This is a genomic window from Allopontixanthobacter confluentis (genome assembly GCF_009827615.1).
GTDB lineage: Bacteria > Pseudomonadota > Alphaproteobacteria > Sphingomonadales > Sphingomonadaceae > Allopontixanthobacter > Allopontixanthobacter confluentis.
Map to the genome: position 1 here is coordinate 1,380,021 of NZ_WTYU01000001.1, position 16,172 is coordinate 1,396,192.

14 protein-coding genes are annotated in these 16,172 nt (G+C 59.5%); 6 read left to right on the forward strand and 8 right to left on the reverse strand.

Features of this window, described 5'->3' with window-relative positions:
• Positions 1 to 176: 176 nt before the first annotated feature.
• From recA to dapA, 7 genes are all read right to left on the reverse strand, one after another.
• Positions 177 to 1,238 (reverse strand): recombinase RecA, encoded by a 1,062-nt coding sequence (gene recA, locus GRI44_RS06495; RefSeq protein ID WP_160600560.1) that lies wholly within the window; start codon positions 1,236 to 1,238, stop codon positions 177 to 179.
• Positions 1,239 to 1,413: 175 nt separating this feature from the next.
• Complete coding sequence (locus GRI44_RS06500; RefSeq protein ID WP_160600561.1) at positions 1,414 to 3,030, reverse strand: DUF4139 domain-containing protein; 1,617 nt, start codon at positions 3,028 to 3,030, stop codon at positions 1,414 to 1,416.
• A gap of 8 nt (positions 3,031 to 3,038) precedes the next feature.
• Complete coding sequence (locus GRI44_RS06505) at positions 3,039 to 4,565, reverse strand: DUF4139 domain-containing protein (RefSeq protein ID WP_232843069.1); 1,527 nt, start codon at positions 4,563 to 4,565, stop codon at positions 3,039 to 3,041.
• Between the two features lie 127 nt (positions 4,566 to 4,692).
• Positions 4,693 to 7,134 (reverse strand): hybrid sensor histidine kinase/response regulator, encoded by a 2,442-nt coding sequence (locus GRI44_RS06510; RefSeq protein ID WP_160600563.1) that lies wholly within the window; start codon positions 7,132 to 7,134, stop codon positions 4,693 to 4,695.
• On the reverse strand, positions 7,131 to 7,781 hold the full coding sequence (locus GRI44_RS06515) for a DUF2062 domain-containing protein (RefSeq protein WP_160600564.1): 651 nt from the start codon (positions 7,779 to 7,781) through the stop codon (positions 7,131 to 7,133). The genes GRI44_RS06510 and GRI44_RS06515 overlap by 4 nt, the downstream gene beginning before the upstream one ends.
• Before the next feature lie 159 nt (positions 7,782 to 7,940).
• Positions 7,941 to 8,423, reverse strand: a complete 483-nt coding sequence (smpB, locus tag GRI44_RS06520) for an SsrA-binding protein SmpB (protein ID WP_160600565.1) — start codon at positions 8,421 to 8,423, stop codon at positions 7,941 to 7,943.
• A 112-nt stretch (positions 8,424 to 8,535) separates the two neighbouring features.
• Positions 8,536 to 9,417, reverse strand: a complete 882-nt coding sequence (gene dapA / locus GRI44_RS06525; protein WP_160600566.1) for a 4-hydroxy-tetrahydrodipicolinate synthase — start codon at positions 9,415 to 9,417, stop codon at positions 8,536 to 8,538.
• Positions 9,418 to 9,537: 120 nt separating this feature from the next.
• On the opposite strand from dapA, the gene GRI44_RS06530 reads away from it, so the two are divergent.
• The 3 genes from GRI44_RS06530 to GRI44_RS06540 are packed head-to-tail and all read left to right on the forward strand — an operon-like array spanning position 9,538 to position 12,524.
• Positions 9,538 to 11,499 (forward strand): lytic transglycosylase domain-containing protein, encoded by a 1,962-nt coding sequence (locus tag GRI44_RS06530; protein ID WP_160601334.1) that lies wholly within the window; start codon positions 9,538 to 9,540, stop codon positions 11,497 to 11,499.
• 36 nt (positions 11,500 to 11,535) lie between these two features.
• Positions 11,536 to 12,036, forward strand: coding sequence for a transcription elongation factor GreB (greB, locus tag GRI44_RS06535; RefSeq protein WP_160600567.1), 501 nt, complete (start codon positions 11,536 to 11,538; stop codon positions 12,034 to 12,036).
• Positions 12,033 to 12,524, forward strand: a complete 492-nt coding sequence (locus tag GRI44_RS06540; protein ID WP_160600568.1) for a hypothetical protein — start codon at positions 12,033 to 12,035, stop codon at positions 12,522 to 12,524. Before greB ends, GRI44_RS06540 begins: the two co-directional genes overlap by 4 nt.
• A 106-nt stretch (positions 12,525 to 12,630) precedes the next feature.
• On the opposite strand, the gene GRI44_RS06545 is transcribed toward GRI44_RS06540, so the two are convergent.
• A complete protein-coding gene (locus GRI44_RS06545) occupies positions 12,631 to 13,296 on the reverse strand; it encodes an outer membrane protein (protein WP_160600569.1) in 666 nt (221 codons plus the stop codon).
• 308 nt (positions 13,297 to 13,604) lie between these two features.
• Here GRI44_RS06545 and rlmN point away from each other — a divergent pair, with 308 nt between their 5' ends.
• The 3 genes from rlmN (at position 13,605) to GRI44_RS06560 (ending at position 16,067) form a co-directional block, all read left to right on the forward strand.
• Positions 13,605 to 14,882, forward strand: coding sequence for a 23S rRNA (adenine(2503)-C(2))-methyltransferase RlmN (gene rlmN, locus GRI44_RS06550; protein ID WP_160600570.1), 1,278 nt, complete (start codon positions 13,605 to 13,607; stop codon positions 14,880 to 14,882).
• Positions 14,879 to 15,523, forward strand: a complete 645-nt coding sequence (locus GRI44_RS06555) for an MOSC domain-containing protein (RefSeq protein ID WP_160600571.1) — start codon at positions 14,879 to 14,881, stop codon at positions 15,521 to 15,523. Before rlmN ends, GRI44_RS06555 begins: the two co-directional genes overlap by 4 nt.
• A gap of 166 nt (positions 15,524 to 15,689) precedes the next feature.
• The gene (locus GRI44_RS06560) at positions 15,690 to 16,067 is read left to right on the forward strand and encodes a glycine zipper 2TM domain-containing protein (RefSeq protein ID WP_160600572.1); all 378 of its coding nucleotides are present in this window, start codon (positions 15,690 to 15,692) and stop codon (positions 16,065 to 16,067) included.
• Positions 16,068 to 16,172 lie beyond the last annotated feature (105 nt).

Consider the following 16,172-nt stretch of genomic DNA (forward strand, 5'->3'; position numbering starts at 1 on the left):
CTTCGCGTTAGATGATCGCCATCACGCATGACCCGACTGTGCGAAGGCGGGCGCTAAATATCAATTGCGTTTTTGTGCAGGACAAAAGAAAAGCCGGCGTGGATCCGTGAGGATACTCGCGCCGGCTTTCCGTTTTCCCGGATGCCATTCCTGCATCCGCTTGAGAAGAAATAGCGTCAGGCGTCCGCGTCTGGCCCGGCCATCATCTCCTCGGCGACCTTGTCGGTGCGGCTGCGGATCGCAGCTTCCAGCCGGTCGCTAACTTCGGGATTGTCCCTGAGATATTGCTTTGAATTTTCACGGCCCTGACCAATCCTGATGCTGTCATAGCTGAACCAGGACCCCGATTTTTCAACGATACCCGCCTTGACACCGAGATCGAGAATCTCGCCCAGCTTGGACACGCCTTCGCCATACATGATGTCGAATTCGACCTGCTTGAACGGCGGAGCAACCTTGTTCTTGACCACTTTGACCCGGGTGGCATTGCCCACGATCTCATCGCCAGCCTTGATCTGCCCGGTGCGGCGGATATCGAGGCGGACCGAGGCATAGAACTTCAGCGCGTTACCGCCGGTCGTGGTTTCAGGGTTGCCATACATCACACCAATTTTCATCCGCAACTGGTTGATGAAAATGACCATGGTCTTGGACCGGCTGATGGAACCCGTCAGCTTGCGCAGGCTCTGCGACATCAGGCGCGCCTGCAGGCCCACGTGGCTGTCGCCCATTTCGCCTTCAATTTCAGCGCGCGGCACCAATGCCGCCACCGAATCGACCACCAGAACATCAATCGCGTTGGAGCGGACGAGAGTATCGACGATTTCCAGCGCCTGTTCACCAGTGTCAGGCTGCGAGACAATCAGTTCGTCAATATCGACGCCCAATGCCTTGGCATAGACCGGGTCCAGTGCGTGTTCCGCATCCACAAAAGCAGCCGTGCCGCCATTTTTCTGCGCTTCGGCAATGGTGTGCAGCGCCAGCGTTGTCTTGCCCGAGCTTTCCGGGCCATAAATTTCAATCACCCGGCCACGCGGCAAACCGCCCACGCCGAGCGCAATGTCCAGCCCGAGCGAACCGGTCGAGATCGTTTCGACCTGCATTGCCGGTTTCTGGCCAAGCTTCATGGCCGACCCCTTGCCATAGGCACGGTCGATCTGGGCCAGTGCTGCATCAAGCGCCTTCTGACGGTCCACGTTCATTTCTTTACCTTCTACAAGCTTCAGATTTGTTGCCATGACACGGCCTCCATCAGTTGCCTAGAGGCGGGATGCGTTTGACCCCGCTTGTTCCACTGTTGGACCATGTACCGCATTTGTTCTGTTGGAACAAGTGTAGAACACAATTTTCTTGCACTACGCTATCCAACTGGAAAAATACTGAAATTTACACCTGGGTCTGGCCTACCTGATTTTACCCTGTCTGGCGCACCTGCCATCGGAGTGTCCGCGTTGACGATGCAGGAATTGTCGCTTCGATGACATAGTATCCATCTTTCAGCTTCGCGCCGCTTGCCTTGCGGATTTCCCATTCGGCCGATGCCCCGACGGGTATTCTGACCTTGATGGCATGCGGGTTGGCGTTACTGATCTGGGTCTGCCTGCTGCGCCATTTGCGGGCAGGCCATTCTCCGCCGTTGCGCTTGGTGCTGCCATTTTCGCAGCGGGAGAATACCTGCGTGCTGTGACCAAGGACTATTTCGACATCCTGCCCTTCGGCAAAATCCCGCAAATTTTCTTCTCCTACCAGCAGATCGCCGCTGGCTGAGGGTTCGAAGATGGTGATGCCGCCCATTGGCAAAGCAACGCCCAGCCCGTGCTTCTCGTCATTTTTCGTCGCCAGCAGCATTTGCATCGGGCCATTTGCGCCACTGTCATCAAAAGGATTGCAGGCAGCGACATAGAGATACTGCCCTTTGACTCCATCGCGCTGGAGAAATGCGACCTGCTTCAGCCCCTTGGCAGCCACGGTCATTCGTTCCGGCACACGATAGAGCTTGAGATCGCCCAATTGTTCTTCGCTGGCCACCACCGATACCGGCGCTGCTGCATCGAACATTTTGTTCTGAATCCTCGATCCGGTGACGATGATAGCTTCACTTGCCGCGACCGGAGGAGGAGGCGGTGGCGGCGGAGGAACCGCGCTATAATACAGTTCCGGCGACCCTGCCGCCGTGCTGCCGATAGGATAGCAGACCAGTTGCAAGGGCTTGCCCGTCGGCGGGTCGGCCAGGCCCTGCAGATCGCTGGTGATTTGCAGCGTGCCAGCCACCGCCATCAGCTGCGCATTGGCAAAGGTCTGGTCATTATCATTCAGGATTGTCAGCCATGACACCAGATTGATGGAGCTGGCATCACGGTCCTGCGGATCCGGCAGAGTTGCGACATAATGCGCCTGCCAGTCGAAACCCCACGCCAGATATGTCAATGTTACGCGGTAAGTTCCGCCGGCATTGGACGACGTGTTTACCGAGAATACGGGATTGGCGGACAGGCCGGCCGGAATTCGGTCAAACGACAGGCCTTCTGCACTGCCGGAACAGCGCACCGCTTCGAAACCGTCACGCGTTTGCAGCACCAGTCCGCCATCGGCACGGCTCCTGACCACGGCGGACTGGGAGGTTTTCTGCCCATTGGCCGGGTTGGTTCGTGTCAGGGTGACGCGGTTTCCCAAAGTCCCATCCACCAGTGCAGCGGGTGAGAGCAGGTCGGCATTGCGGTTTTTCTCAAACGTCCCACCCGGCAGGCCAGTGACAATTGCGCTGACTGCCACCATGCCTTCTGCCACACCGTCAAAACGGATGGTGGACTGGCCTGCTGGCAACGTCACATCCCGCGTTTCGCTGATCATGGCGAAGCCGCGCGGCCAGCCGCGATCCATCTCTGCGCCCGGAAGCCGCTGAGGATCGCGATAAACGGTTACCGACAGGTCGACCGGCGCGGATGCATCCACCGTCTCGCGGCCCATAACTGCTGGCGGCGCTGATATTGCAGCCAGGCTGATCGAAACGAGAATGGGCGAAAAGCGCACTGCCCGTCTCAGTATCGCGCTTCGTAGGTTACGCGAAATTCGCGAGTGCCATTGGCAGGCACAGGAACCAACCATTTACGGCGGTCAGTGTTCAATTGCCGGCCGGGCACATCTTCGCTGACTATGCGGTAATCATTACCCCACCACCCGCGGTCCAGCCCTTGCTGCACCAGATCGACCTCAACTGCGACCGGCTTTGCATTGGTCATGGTGTAACGCATGGTCGTGCGGTAATATTCGGTAGGGCGTTCAGCTTCCACCTGGCTTACGGAACCGTCTTCGGCAATCACTCGGTAACGTGCGGTTTTCTGCCATTCAGCGCCGGCAATCTTTTCCCGTTTTTCCACCTCGGCCTGGACATATACGTCGAACGCATCGCCTGTTCTGAGCATCAGCTCGCTACCCACAGGCGTATGGCCAATGCCGCTTTCGCCAATGAATTGCGGTGTGCCCTGCGCATCGCGCTGGTAAAAACGGACGGTGCCTGCCGGCAATGCATCGCCCAGCCCGGCGCTGCGTGATGTGGCAAAGGACAAGGCGCTGGACACAGCCTGCGGCCGTTCGTCATTTTGCAGCCAGTCAATGCTGCGCGCATAAACCCGGCGCGCGGCCACGCCCTGCACATCAAGGAAGCTGACCTGCTTGGTCTGCGCGTTTGCAATCGTGGTGCGTTCAGCGATGGGGTAAAGGTAGAAATCGCCCACCTGTTCGCGGTTGGCAGTTTCTGTTCCGGGCCGCACCATGCCGGGTGGCGGCGGCGGAGATGGTGGCGCGGCCATCCGGCGGCGGCTGTAATTGCCCGCGTTTGCCTGACCGGGGCTGCCTGCCACCAGCAAGGTGTCCGCATTATGAAAAGTGGTGCCTGTATTGTTGGTGAGCGTAACCCACCCCTGCATATCGATGGCGCCTTTGGCTTCATCAAACAGGGCCACATAATCTGCCGACCAGCCAAGGCCCGGGGTCAGATAGCGGATGGATGCCGGCCGCGTCCCGCTGCGGACAGAATCCACCATGACCGACAGCGTTGGCCGGGCGCGCAGGTTTGGCGGAACCCGGTCAAACACGGCCCGCACAGGCAAGCCATCATCGCGCAACACTTCGATCCGGTCGCCAATCTGGACCACGACCCCGCCTGCAGTGGAGAGCACCACGGCCCGTTCGCGCGTTTCGGTGCCGGTGGCCGGGTTGGTGCGGACCAGTGTAATGGTCTGCCCAATGGCCTTTTCCATCAGCTTGGTCGGGGTCAGCAGATCGAAATCGAAATTCTGCTCGACAATACCGGCACCAGCCGCCGCAAAGCTGAGGGTTTCAGGCCTGATCTGGGCTGACACATCGGGAAATTCGATGCGGCTGCGGCCCTGTGCAATTGGCAATTGCCGCACATCCTGAACCAGTGCCTGATTGTTGTTGTAAATGGTGACAGACACATCACCCTGGGCAGTGGCATCGGGGTCGGCAAGCACGGCGGAGGAAGTCTGCGCGGATGCGGCAGAACCCAGCGGAGAGAACAACGGCGAAAACAGCTGCGAAACCATAGTCAAGGCGGCAGCCGTCCCAGCCAGATATCTGATCCCGATCATCTCCATTTCCCCTCAAATGCCTGATTAATCCGGCCTGTTACTGGTCGTCTTACCCTTCATACACACTAATTGATACAGTATATCATTTTTTGCAAGCCGCCATCACATCGCCAACCTTCTGGCCAATTTCTGCCACGCTGAAAGGTTTCGGAATGAAGAACATGTTTTCGATATCAATATCGCGGCGCAATTGTTCTTCCGCATATCCTGACATGAACAGGATGGGCATGGCTGGTTTCAGCCGGCGAATTTCGCGGGCCATTGCCGGGCCATCCATCCCGGGCATGACGACATCGGAAACCACCAGATCGAACGCGCCGCCATTGGCGATTTCGGCCAGCCCTTCTTCGCCATCGGCTGCTGTCGTCACCTGGTATCCGGCGCGCGTCAACGCCCGTTCTGCCACCGCACGAACCATGTCTTCATCTTCTACCAGCAGCAGCCTGCCGCCGCCTGACCATTCACTGGCGGGCGCTTCTGCAACCTGTTTTGCCGGCTGGGGCATATCGCCGTGATAGACGGGCAGATAGACGGTGAAGCGGGCACCCGCCGGTTTTCCGCCCGGCCCTTCGACATTGTCGCAGAAAATGAACCCGCCCGACTGTTTGACAATGCCATAGACGGTCGAGAGGCCAAGCCCGGTGCCTTTGCCCTGTTCCTTGGTCGTGAAGAAGGGTTCGAAAATCTTGCCGATCTTGTCTGCTGGCACGCCGCTGCCATCATCCTGCACGATCAGCATGGTGTAATCCGCCGGCGGCAGAATGTCGGACCCCATTTTGCGGATTTCCGGCGCGGATATGCGCCGCGTGGAGAGCGTCAGCTTGCCCGTGCCATCGCCGCGTGAATGGATGGCATCCCTTGCATTGACTGCTAGGTTGACAATCACCTGTTCCAATTGCTGCGGATCAGCCCGCACCATGCCCAGATCGCGGTCATGGCGAACAGTGAACGCAATCTTTTCCCCCATCAGCCGTTTCAGCAACTGGCTGACCTCGCTGACTACGTCTGGCAATTGCAGCACTTCGGGGCGCAAGGTCTGCTGGCGGGAAAATGCCAGCAATTGGCGCGTCAGCGAAGCCGCGCGGTTGGAATTCGCGCGGATTTGCTGGATGTCGTCATAATCGCTGTCGCCCGGCGTGTGGCGCAGCAGCATGAGATCGCAATAGCCGATGATGGCGGTGAGAACATTGTTGAAATCATGCGCCACACCGCCTGCCAGCTGGCCCACGGCCTGCATTTTGGTGGCCTGTGCCACTTGGCGTTTGAGGCGCGTTTCCTCGGTCGAATCAGCAAGGCTGAGGAGCACCGATGCTTCGCCCAACCCTCTGACACCGGCAAGGCCCAGCGACACCGGTTCGTCAGCCGCGCTGCGCAGGCGCACGGCCATGTCCCCGCTGCTGCCTGAACCGCGGCCGAAGCGGCGCACGGCATCTGCCAGCACCGCCTTGTCCTCGCGCACCACCAGATCGGACGGGAATTGTGGCAGGCCGTCCTTTTCCTGATCAATGGCGCGCAGGAAGGCATTGTTGGCAAACAGGAAACGTCCGTCCCTGTCGGTCATGGCAAGACCCAGCGGCAATGCGCCCAACAAGGCTTCAAGCTGCGGAGTGGAAGCCTGCCCCGCCCCGTCCCAGCCGCCGCCAATGCCCACCCCTGAATCAATCAGCAGCATCAGCGATGGGCCTTCATCAGCGCCCTTGGGTTGCGGCGATGCGGGATCTGCCAGCGGAACCTGGATCAGGGTTTGCGGGCTGCCACGGCGGCCATCGCGGGAAAAGAAAATACGGTCGCGTTCGTCGCTGCGCAACTGGGCGACAAAATCCTGTCCCGCCATGGTGGCGGCAGGATCGCCGGAAGCGCGTTCCGCAAAACCTTGTGCAACCGCGCGGATTGCCCCGTCTGCCCCCACCAGCGCGGCTTCGATACCGGCGCGGGACAGCAATTTGCCAAATGGCCCGGCCAGCCGCGCAGCCATGGTGGCCGACATGTCTTCTTCCACCAGCGCCTCGAACCGCCAGACCAGAAAATCATCGCCCCGGCCCGCGCGTTCAGCGGTGGCTTTCCAGCGCGATGCGCCGTCTTCGCTGGATAGGCTGTCCGCTTCTGCCCTGCCATCGCGCCATGCCTCGCGGGCAGCGCGGGACAGCTTTTCCAGCCCGGGCCGGTCCAGTGGCAAGCCGGGCGGCGCGAAGTCGATACCGAACCAGTCTGCATATAGCTGACTGGCACAGGCCAGCCGATTGGCCCGGTCAGTAATGGCAATGGCAATGCCGGGCTGTTCAATCGCCGCGACCGTTACCGACCAGTCAGGCGCTGTAAAACCCCCAGCATCAGCAGGCGCGCGCAGGGAACTGATGGCAAAGCCTGCCACCACGAACACGGCCAGCGCCGCCAGAAAGGCGACGGCCGTCACGGCGCTGCCAGTGATCAGCCACAGCAACGCTGCGCTGAGTATGAATCCGGCCGCGAGGCTGCCAGCAAGCGCTGGCTGCTGTGCCGCGAGGAGCAAAGGGCTGTTTTTCAACCTTCGTTGGCCTTCAATTGTTCGCCTGTATGGTCTTGTGCCGAATTTTGCGGCTGGCGGGTGAGGCGTTCGTTCATGCGAATCTCAAGCTGGCGCAAGCGGCGTTGCCGGCGCCGCGCCACGATGAAGCGCCAGACAAAGCTGGAAATGACATAGCCTATGGCCGCAGAGACCACCGACAGGACCACAAAACCAAATGCTGTCACCCCGGCAGTTTCAAGAAACCAGCCAAATTGCTGCCACCTGCCACTGCTGATCTGTTCATTGGCAGCGCCCATGGTGGCCGCGTCAATTTTCAGGACGAAGGACCCGGTCTTATTGGCAATAATCAGCCAGAACGGCAGGGTGAAAGGATTGGTGATGAATGTGACCAGCGCGGACAGCGGCACATTGGCGCGGGCCGGCAGGGCCAGAAACGCCGCCAGGAAAATCTGCCCGACCGGCACAATGAAAGCAGCAAACATCCCCAGCGCCACACCGCGCGGAACAGAACGGCGGGTAAAGCGCCATAATTCGGGGCTGAGAAACCGGTGCGCAATGGGTTTGAGATATTTGTTGGCCGCCATCTGTTCGCGCGTGGGGAAGTTCCTGCGCAGCCAGTCTGCGAGGAACGTCTTAGGCTGTCGAGAGGGCGGTTTCTGGCTCATGTTTCAGGGGACGCCTTGCGCGTATGGCGGGGCAAGCGCAAGTGTGAGGAAAGGAAATTCGACGGAGCGGGCATGGCGCCCGATATGGGATGCGCCTGTTGGCTTGCCAGAGGCTAATTTCCTGCCTCAGTCTGGCCCACAGGAATTTCCAACGACCGCCTAACCTTTTTCGCGCATCAGGCGCGCCTTGTCCCGCTTCCAGTCGCGGTCTTTCACATATTCCCGCTTGTCCTGCGCCTGCCGGCCCTTGGCCAGGGCCAGTTCCACCTTGGCGCGGCCACGGCCGTTGAAATATATCGACAGGGGCACCATCGTCATGCCCTTGCGTTCCACCGCAGCCCGCAGGCGGCCTATTTCCCGTTCGTGCAGCAACAGTTTGCGCGGGCGCGTGGGAACATGGTTGAACCGGTTGCCGTGGCTGAATTCCGGAATGTTGGAATTGATCAGCCACACCGCGCCATCACGCACTTCGGCATAGCTTTCCGCGATCGACCCCTGCCCGGAACGCAGGCTCTTTACCTCGGTCCCGGTAAGGGCAATGCCCGCTTCGAATTTATCATCGACAGCATAATCAAACCGCGCACGCCGGTTTTCGGCGACGGTTTTCTGCTTGTCGAATTCTGCTGTCTTGGGGCGTGCCATGGTGCGCTGCCATGTAGGGTGCAGATAGCGAAAAAGGAAGGCCGCGCTGCCACATGGCGGAAATTCCGGCCAATCACTCCGGTCAATCTCTCCGGCCAAACCTTGAGTGCGGTCAGACCAGCCCGGCATGTTCCAGCGCTGCATCCACTGCTGCGCGCGCTTCATCGCTGGCGGTACAGAGCGGCAGGCGCACTTCATCGGTCAGCCAGTCATGCACCCGGCTGAGGGCATATTTCACCGGCGCGGGCGAAGCATCCTCGAACATGGCATAATGAAGCGGATAGAGCTTGTCGTTCAACTGGCGCGCACGCGCGAAATCATTTTCGGCGCAGGCCTGCTGGAATTCGGCACATAATGCAGGTGCGACATTGGCGGTTACCGAAATGCAGCCGCGCGCGCCCGCCGCATTGGCCGGCAGCGCCAGTTCATCATCGCCGGACAATTGGCAGAATTCGCGGCCAATACCCATCCGGTGGTCCGTCACCCGGCTCAGATCGCCGCTGGCATCCTTGATCGCGATGATGCTTTTGGGAAATTTTTCCGCCAGTTCGATCACCGTGTCCGGCTCCAGATCCGTCACCGTCCGGCCCGGCACGTTGTAAAGGACGATCGGCAGGCTGCAATTTTCTGCCAGATGGCTGAAATGCGCCACCAGCCCGCGCTGGCTTGGCCGGTTGTAATAGGGCGCCACGCACAGCCCAGCTGCCGCACCTGCTTTTTTGGAAAAATTCATGTGTAACAGGGCGTTCTGCGTATCATTGCTGCCGCAACCGGCAATGACGGGCACGCGCCCCGCCGCCTGTTCGATGCACACTTCCACCACGCGGTGATGTTCTGCGTTGGACAAGGTCGACGCTTCGCCAGTGGTGCCGCACGGCACCAGCGCAGTGCTGCCATTGTCGATTTGCCAATCGACGAGTCGGCGAAAAGCGCCCTCGTCGAACGTTCCACCGCGAAAAGGAGTCACCAGAGCGGGAATTGATCCGGAAAACATTTACCTATTTCCTGTTTTGGCCCCATAATATGCCTATAATGTGATAATGTTCGGGGCGCGCTGAGGGCAAAGTTAAAAAAACGAGTTCATTCAGCGCCTGATAAGGAGCCGATGGCCAAGATGTCCAGCATGGACCGATTTTCAATCATAGCACTCACCCTTTTGACCTCCACCGCTTTGAGCGCGTCAGCGCCCCTGGCAGCGCAAGATGCCGCGACCTGGGACCGCGCAAAGGCGGAAATGATGGCCCGCGCGCCAACCCGCATGGCGCAGGCGATCGAACGCTGGCAATTTCTGAGCGGCACGGACCGGATGGCGTTTGACGATTACGCCGGTTTCGTTCTTGCCTATCCCGGTTTCCCGCAGGAAGAAAAGCTGCGCCGCTACGCCGAAGAATCGCTGGACCGGGACGCGGTAAGCGCCGAACATCTGGTGTCTTTCTTTGACCGCAATCCGCCGCTGACCAACAGTGCGAAGGCGCGTTATGCCCTGGCCCTGGCCAGCCAGCAGCGCATCGAAGCGTTCGATGTGGCGCGCGAGGCTTGGCGCGGCGGCGAAATGAGCAGCCCGTCCGAAGCCTATATGATGTCCATGTTCGGCGCGCGTTTTACGCCCGAAGACCATGACGCCCGCATGGATGCGCTGTTGTGGCAGGGCCAGAAGGAAGCTGCCGCCCGGCAGACATCCTATGTGTCGCCCGCTTACCGCAATATGGCGATGGTGCGTCTGGCCATGCTGCAGGACACAGACCCGGCGACAATTGGCCTGACCGTGCCTGCCGATGCCAGCCGCGATCCGGGCTATGTCTATAATATGGTCCGCGAATTGCGCGCCACCGGACAGGGCGCCCGCGCGGTCAGCCTGTTGGCCAACCGCCCCGCATTCGTGCGGCCATCCTACAATGCTGAAGGTTTTGTGGGCGAAATGCTGCGTATCGCCCGTATCGGCGATTCCCGTTCCGCCCAGCGGATTGCCGCCTCTGTCGATGATTTGTTTGCCCCGGGCGCCGATATTAGCGGCATGTCCTACCGGTTGCGCGATGATTATACATCGCTGATGTGGCTGGGCGGGACCAAGGCGCTGTGGAGCCTTGGTGATGGCAATTCTGCTGCCCCGCTGTTTTACCGTTACGGCACCGCTGCCCGCACACCGCAAACCCGTTCCAAGGGGTTTTACTGGGCTGGCCTGGCGTCTGAACGGGCTGGCAATTCGGCGGAAGCCAACCGCTATTATGAAATGGCGGGCGAATATGCCGACCGTTTCTACGGGATGCTGGCGCTGGAAAAACTGGGCCGCAAATTGCCTGATTATTCAGCGCAGCCAAACGCCCGGCCAAGTCAGGAAGAACGCGCCGCATTCAATTCCGCAGCCCTGACCAATGCCGTGCGCGAAGTGTCACGCGGCACGCCGTGGCGCACGGGTATCCAGTTTTACAAGACCATTGCCGAACAGGCCGAAACCGAAGCCCAGCACGTGCTGGTGGCAGAACTGGCGCAGGAAACCGGCCGGCGCGATCTTGCGGTCAACCTGTTTGATGCAGCTGGCGCAGACGGGCACAAGAATTTCACGGCCATCGGTTTCCCGACCTTGCAGACTCCGCCCAATTCCAACTGGACGATGGTGCATGCCATCAGCCGGCAGGAAAGCCAGTTTGCCCAGAATGCCATCAGCCATGCCGGCGCACGCGGGTTGATGCAGCTGATGCCGGGCACTGCGCGCGAACAGGCCGGAAAACTGGGCATGTCCTACATGTCGGCAGATCTGATCGATTCGCCCAGTTACAACATCCGTCTGGGCGATTCCTATTTTGCGCGGATGATGGATTATTACGGCGGGGCCTATCCGCTGGCGGTGGCGGCCTATAATGCCGGCCCCGGCAATGTGAACAAATGGCTGCGCGCCAATGGCGATCCGCGCACCGGCAGCATTTCCTATGTCGACTGGATTGAACAGATCCCGATTTACGAAACCAAGAATTACGTCAGCCGGGTCATCGAAAATGCGGTTGTGTATGAAAATATGCACCCGGAAAAAACCACCTATGGCCGCCCCCGCACAGCCAGTGAGTTCCTGCGGCGTTGAATGTTACCCATGGTTGGCAGTAAGGCACTGCCAACCATGAAGACCGCTTCCAACCCCATTTCGCCCGCTGGCCTTGCCGCGCTGAAGGCGCGTTATGACCATCTGCTGGGCAAGGAACGGCCCGAAATTGTCGAAATTGTCAGCTGGGCAGCCGGGAATGGCGACCGGTCAGAAAATGGCGACTATATTTATGGCCGGAAACGGATGCGCGAAATTGACCGCGAATTGTCCCACATTGCGCGGCGGATGAAAGCCGCACGGGTGATTGACCCGTCAGACCAGCCGGATCGCGTTAAGGTGTGGTTCGGCGCGACTGTCACCCTGGCGGACGAGGATGATGTGCAGCGCACCGTCACCCTGCTGGGTGATGACGAACAGGATGCCAGCGCTGGCCAGATCGGCTGGGGTTCCCCCATGGCACGGGCGCTGCACGGCGCTGTTCTGGGGGATTTACGCATCGTTCGCCTGCCCGGCGGCGAGAAGGAATGGGAAATCATCGCCATCCATTATCCGCCTGCCGGAAATTCAGCCGCATGAAGGTTCCGGCAAGTTTACTCGGCCTCTGCCTGCTGATGCTGGCGGCGCCTGTTTCGGCGCGCGACAGTCTGGGCATATTTTCACAATGGGGCGCCTTTCGTGACCCGTCGGTGCCGCGCTGTTACGCCATTGCCAAGGCTGGCCCCAGCACGCGGGCCCGCGATTATGAGCCATTTGCCACTATCGGCACCTGGCCCAAACGCGCCATCCGCAACCAGCTGCATTTCCGCCTGTCGCGCAAAATCGCGCCCAATGCGCGCATTTCCCTGCGGATCAATGGCTGGTATTTCCAGTTGGATGGCGGCGGAGGGGATGCCTGGGCAAAGGACAGGACCATGGATGCCGGGATCGTTTCGGCGATGCGGTCAGCGCGCAGCATGACCATCAATGCGACTGATACAAAGGGCCGCCGGTTTTTCGATAGCTATCCCCTGGCAGGCGCTGCCACGGCCATGGATGCCGCCACGGTAGGCTGCTCCAAAATCTAACCCGCAAAATCTAACTCGCAAAATCCAAGCCGCGAAAACCAAACAGGCAATGAAAACGGGCCGGGAATTGCTCCCCGGCCCGCATCATTTTAGCGCAACGCTTCGATTAGAAGCGATAGCCGACGCTGGCGACGACCTGATGACGATCAAGGTCGACATCAAAACGGTCGGTGTCAGCGATATCGCCATTGAAGTCGATTTCAGCTTCGCTGTAGTTGGAATAACGGTATTCCATCTTCACGAAGGTGTTGCGGTTGAGCGCATATTCAGCGCCCGCGCCAACGCGGAAACCGTCAGTATCGATGTCCTGGTTGAATTCGGTCGTGCCGTCATTGGAGCGCACGTCGAACTTGGCATTGGTGTAACCACCCTTGGCATACAGCAGCACATCAGGTGCAGCTTTCACGCCAAGGCGTGCGCCCAGATACAGGTCACGGCCGGCCTTGACGTTGCCGAAACCAAAACCTTCGAAATCACCGGCATCAAACTTGGTGTTGGCCGACGAATTCGTCAGTTCGGCTTCTGCACCGACAACCACGCCGCCAAGATCGACGTCATAGCCCAGAGCGGCGCCATACATGATGCCGTCGATGGACTGATCATTGTCCTGGTTTGCGTCATCATCAACGCTGCTGCCAGCGCGGGCCATGTCATAGCCGACGATTGCTTCGGCGCGGGGGCCGGTGAAGGTTGCAGTGTTGTCCTGAGCGAAAGCCGGGGCTGCAACTGCAGTCAGCGCGGTAGCGGTCAGAAGTGCTACAGTCTTTTTCATTATCTACTCCGATTATATTCAACGCGGTGTGATCACAGCGTGGACATCGATAACGGTGGCAATCGGGGTTGGTTTCATGAACCTCACACAACAATCAGAGCGTTGCATTTACGCAACATAATTGCGGGTGAAGCGCCCTATATTAGCGGCAGACGCAACTACCTTGCTGCCAGATTAACAAGATTGCCAATGTAAAGACGCATTTACGCTTGCAGCCATACACCCATGCGCCGTGCGATGCGCAGGAGGTGGGCCAGCGCCGGATTGGCTGGCTTTTTGCCGCCTTTGTGACTATATCCCGGCGTCTCATGGCAGATACAGCACTCATGTCGATCCCCGGACAAATTGATCCAGTTCCCGTCGCACGCGACATAACGCCGCGCGCCGATGGCCGTGTTGATCTTCTTGGCCTGCCCAAGACGCGCATCATGGAACTGTTCGCCGAAGCCGGGCTGGACCCCAAGCAGGCGAAATTGCGGTCCAAGCAAGTGTATCACTGGCTGTATCACCGCGGTGCCACCGAATTTTCGGCCATGACAGATATTTCCAAGGCCATGCAGCCGTGGCTGGAACAACGTTTCATCGTGGGCCGGCCCAATATCGTGGAAGCCCAGCATTCCAATGATGGCACGCGCAAATGGCTGCTGCAAACCGATGACGGCCATGATTTCGAGATGGTGTTCATCCCCGATGCCGACCGCGGCACGCTCTGTGTGTCCAGCCAGGTTGGCTGCACGCTCAACTGCACTTTCTGCCATACCGGCACCATGCGGCTGGTGCGTAACCTGACGCCGGGTGAAATTGTCGGCCAGGTCATGCTGGCGCGTGATGCACTGGGGGAATGGCCCAAGGGGCGGATGGATATTGCCGAAGAGGAAGACGAAAGCGAATATCGCGCTGACGGGCGCCTGCTGACCAATATCGTCATGATGGGCATGGGCGAACCGCTGTATAATTTCGACCATGTGCGCGACGCTTTGCGGCTGGTGATGGATGGCGAAGGGCTGGCCCTGTCAAAACGCCGCATCACCCTGTCCACCAGCGGCGTTGTGCCGATGATGGCGCGCTGCGGTGAGGAAATTGGCGTGAACCTGGCCGTGTCCCTGCATGCAGTGACCAAGGAAGTGCGGGATGAAATCGTCCCTATCAACCGCAAATATGGCATTGATGAATTGCTGAAGGCCTGCGCCGATTACCCCAGCGCATCCAACGCGCGCCGCATCACGTTTGAATATGTGATGCTGAAGGGCAAGAACGACAGCGACGAGGACGCGCATGAACTGGTGCGGCTGCTGAAACGTTATGACCTGCCCGCCAAGGTCAATCTCATCCCGTTCAACCCATGGCCGGGCGCGCCCTACGAATGTTCCACGCCTGAACGTATTCGCAGCTTTTCCGCCATTGTCTTCAATGCTGGCATCAGCGCCCCTGTCCGCACCCCGCGCGGGCGCGACATTGATGCCGCTTGCGGGCAGCTGCGCACCACAGCGGAAAAGAAAAGCCGCGCCCAGCGTGACCGCGAAGCCGCAGACGCAGCACCGGAACCGGCAGCTGAAGCGGAACCTGCCGCAATTTCTGCAGTATGAGTTACCCCGTCAGTGATTTGCTGACGGGCAAAGCCGCACCCTTTCGCGGCGCCGAGACGAGCGCGATTGCAAAGACCCCGGCGTCAGGGCCAGTCAGGATTACGCGTCTGGGGCTGGACGGGGACGAACAGGCTGACCGCAAACATCACGGTGGGCCGGATATGGCCGTCCACCTTTATCCCCGCGACCATTATGCCGCATGGCGTGACCATCTGGGCCATCATGCCTTGTTGGATGCTCCCGGCGCATTTGGGGAAAATCTGTCGGCCAGCGGCCTTGTGGAAACGCACGCGCAGATAGGGGACCGGTTTCGGCTCGGCAGCGCGCTGCTGGAAATAAGCCAGCCGCGCAAACCGTGCTGGAAAATCGAACATCGCTTTGGCCGCAAGGGCATGGTCGCACAGATTGTGCAGACGGCGCGATGCGGCATATATTTTCGTGTTCTGGAAGACGGGATTGCACAGGCCGGTGATGTGCTGGAACTGGTCGAACAGGGGCATGACGGCTGGAACCTTGAGCGGGTGTTCATGGCGCTGTTTGGCGCCAACCACACCGCAAGGCCCGCAGATCTTCGCGAAATCATGGTGCTGGAGCGTCTTTCACCCGAGTTGCGCCAGCGGGCTGCTAAAACCCTTGGCTGATAGCCAGACTGTCCAGCGCGATAATCCTGTCCACCATCCGCCGATATTTTGCGTCCTTTCATCGTTAAAATTCGTGCGAACTTGTCTGTTCATCTGACGTTGTGGAGCGATAGTCGATCCGCGTCGTTACAGATTACGAACGCAAGGAACATGGAAGGTTTAAACCATGCGCAAGATGATTTTAGCAGCCGCCGCAGCGGCACTCACCATCCCTACGGCACCTGTTTTTGCAGATCCGCCATCATGGGCCCCTGCCCATGGCAAACGCGCCAAGGAACGGGACCGCATGTATGATGCACGGGGTCGCTATTACGAACCGCAGCGCGTCAGCCGCAGTGACCGGGTCTGGCGCGGCGATGATGGCCGTTATTATTGCAAGCGTGACAATGGCACGACAGGCCTCATCATCGGCGCCGGTGTTGGCGCGCTGGCGGGGCATGAACTGGCCGGACGCGGCGACCGCACCTTGGGTGTCATTCTGGGGGCCGCGGCAGGCGGGCTCCTGGGCCGCGAAATCGACAAGGGCAGCCTGCGCTGCCGTTGATAAAAACCTGATTGAATAGGCAGCGCGTCGTCACCTTGGTGGCGGCGCGCTTTTTTTGGGCGCGTTTGATGCTTTCATCGCAAGCCAGACTATGCTCCAAGGCAG

Bases quoted from the DNA above. Each gene is read 5' to 3' on its own strand.
- recA (WP_160600560.1), bottom strand. From the start codon at position 1,238: ATGGCAACAAATCTGAAGCTTGTAGAAGGTAAAGAAATGAACGTGGAC.
- GRI44_RS06505 (WP_232843069.1), bottom strand. From the start codon at position 4,565: ATGGTTTCGCAGCTGTTTTCGCCGTTGTTCTCTCCGCTGGGTTCTGCC.
- GRI44_RS06515 (WP_160600564.1), bottom strand. From the start codon at position 7,781: ATGAGCCAGAAACCGCCCTCTCGACAGCCTAAGACGTTCCTCGCAGAC.
- smpB (WP_160600565.1), bottom strand. From the start codon at position 8,423: ATGGCACGCCCCAAGACAGCAGAATTCGACAAGCAGAAAACCGTCGCC.
- dapA (WP_160600566.1), bottom strand. From the start codon at position 9,417: ATGTTTTCCGGATCAATTCCCGCTCTGGTGACTCCTTTTCGCGGTGGA.
- GRI44_RS06530 (WP_160601334.1), top strand. From the start codon at position 9,538: ATGTCCAGCATGGACCGATTTTCAATCATAGCACTCACCCTTTTGACC.
- greB (WP_160600567.1), top strand. From the start codon at position 11,536: ATGAAGACCGCTTCCAACCCCATTTCGCCCGCTGGCCTTGCCGCGCTG.
- GRI44_RS06540 (WP_160600568.1), top strand. From the start codon at position 12,033: ATGAAGGTTCCGGCAAGTTTACTCGGCCTCTGCCTGCTGATGCTGGCG.
- GRI44_RS06545 (WP_160600569.1), bottom strand. From the start codon at position 13,296: ATGAAAAAGACTGTAGCACTTCTGACCGCTACCGCGCTGACTGCAGTT.
- rlmN (WP_160600570.1), top strand. From the start codon at position 13,605: ATGGCAGATACAGCACTCATGTCGATCCCCGGACAAATTGATCCAGTT.
- GRI44_RS06555 (WP_160600571.1), top strand. From the start codon at position 14,879: ATGAGTTACCCCGTCAGTGATTTGCTGACGGGCAAAGCCGCACCCTTT.
- GRI44_RS06560 (WP_160600572.1), top strand. From the start codon at position 15,690: ATGCGCAAGATGATTTTAGCAGCCGCCGCAGCGGCACTCACCATCCCT.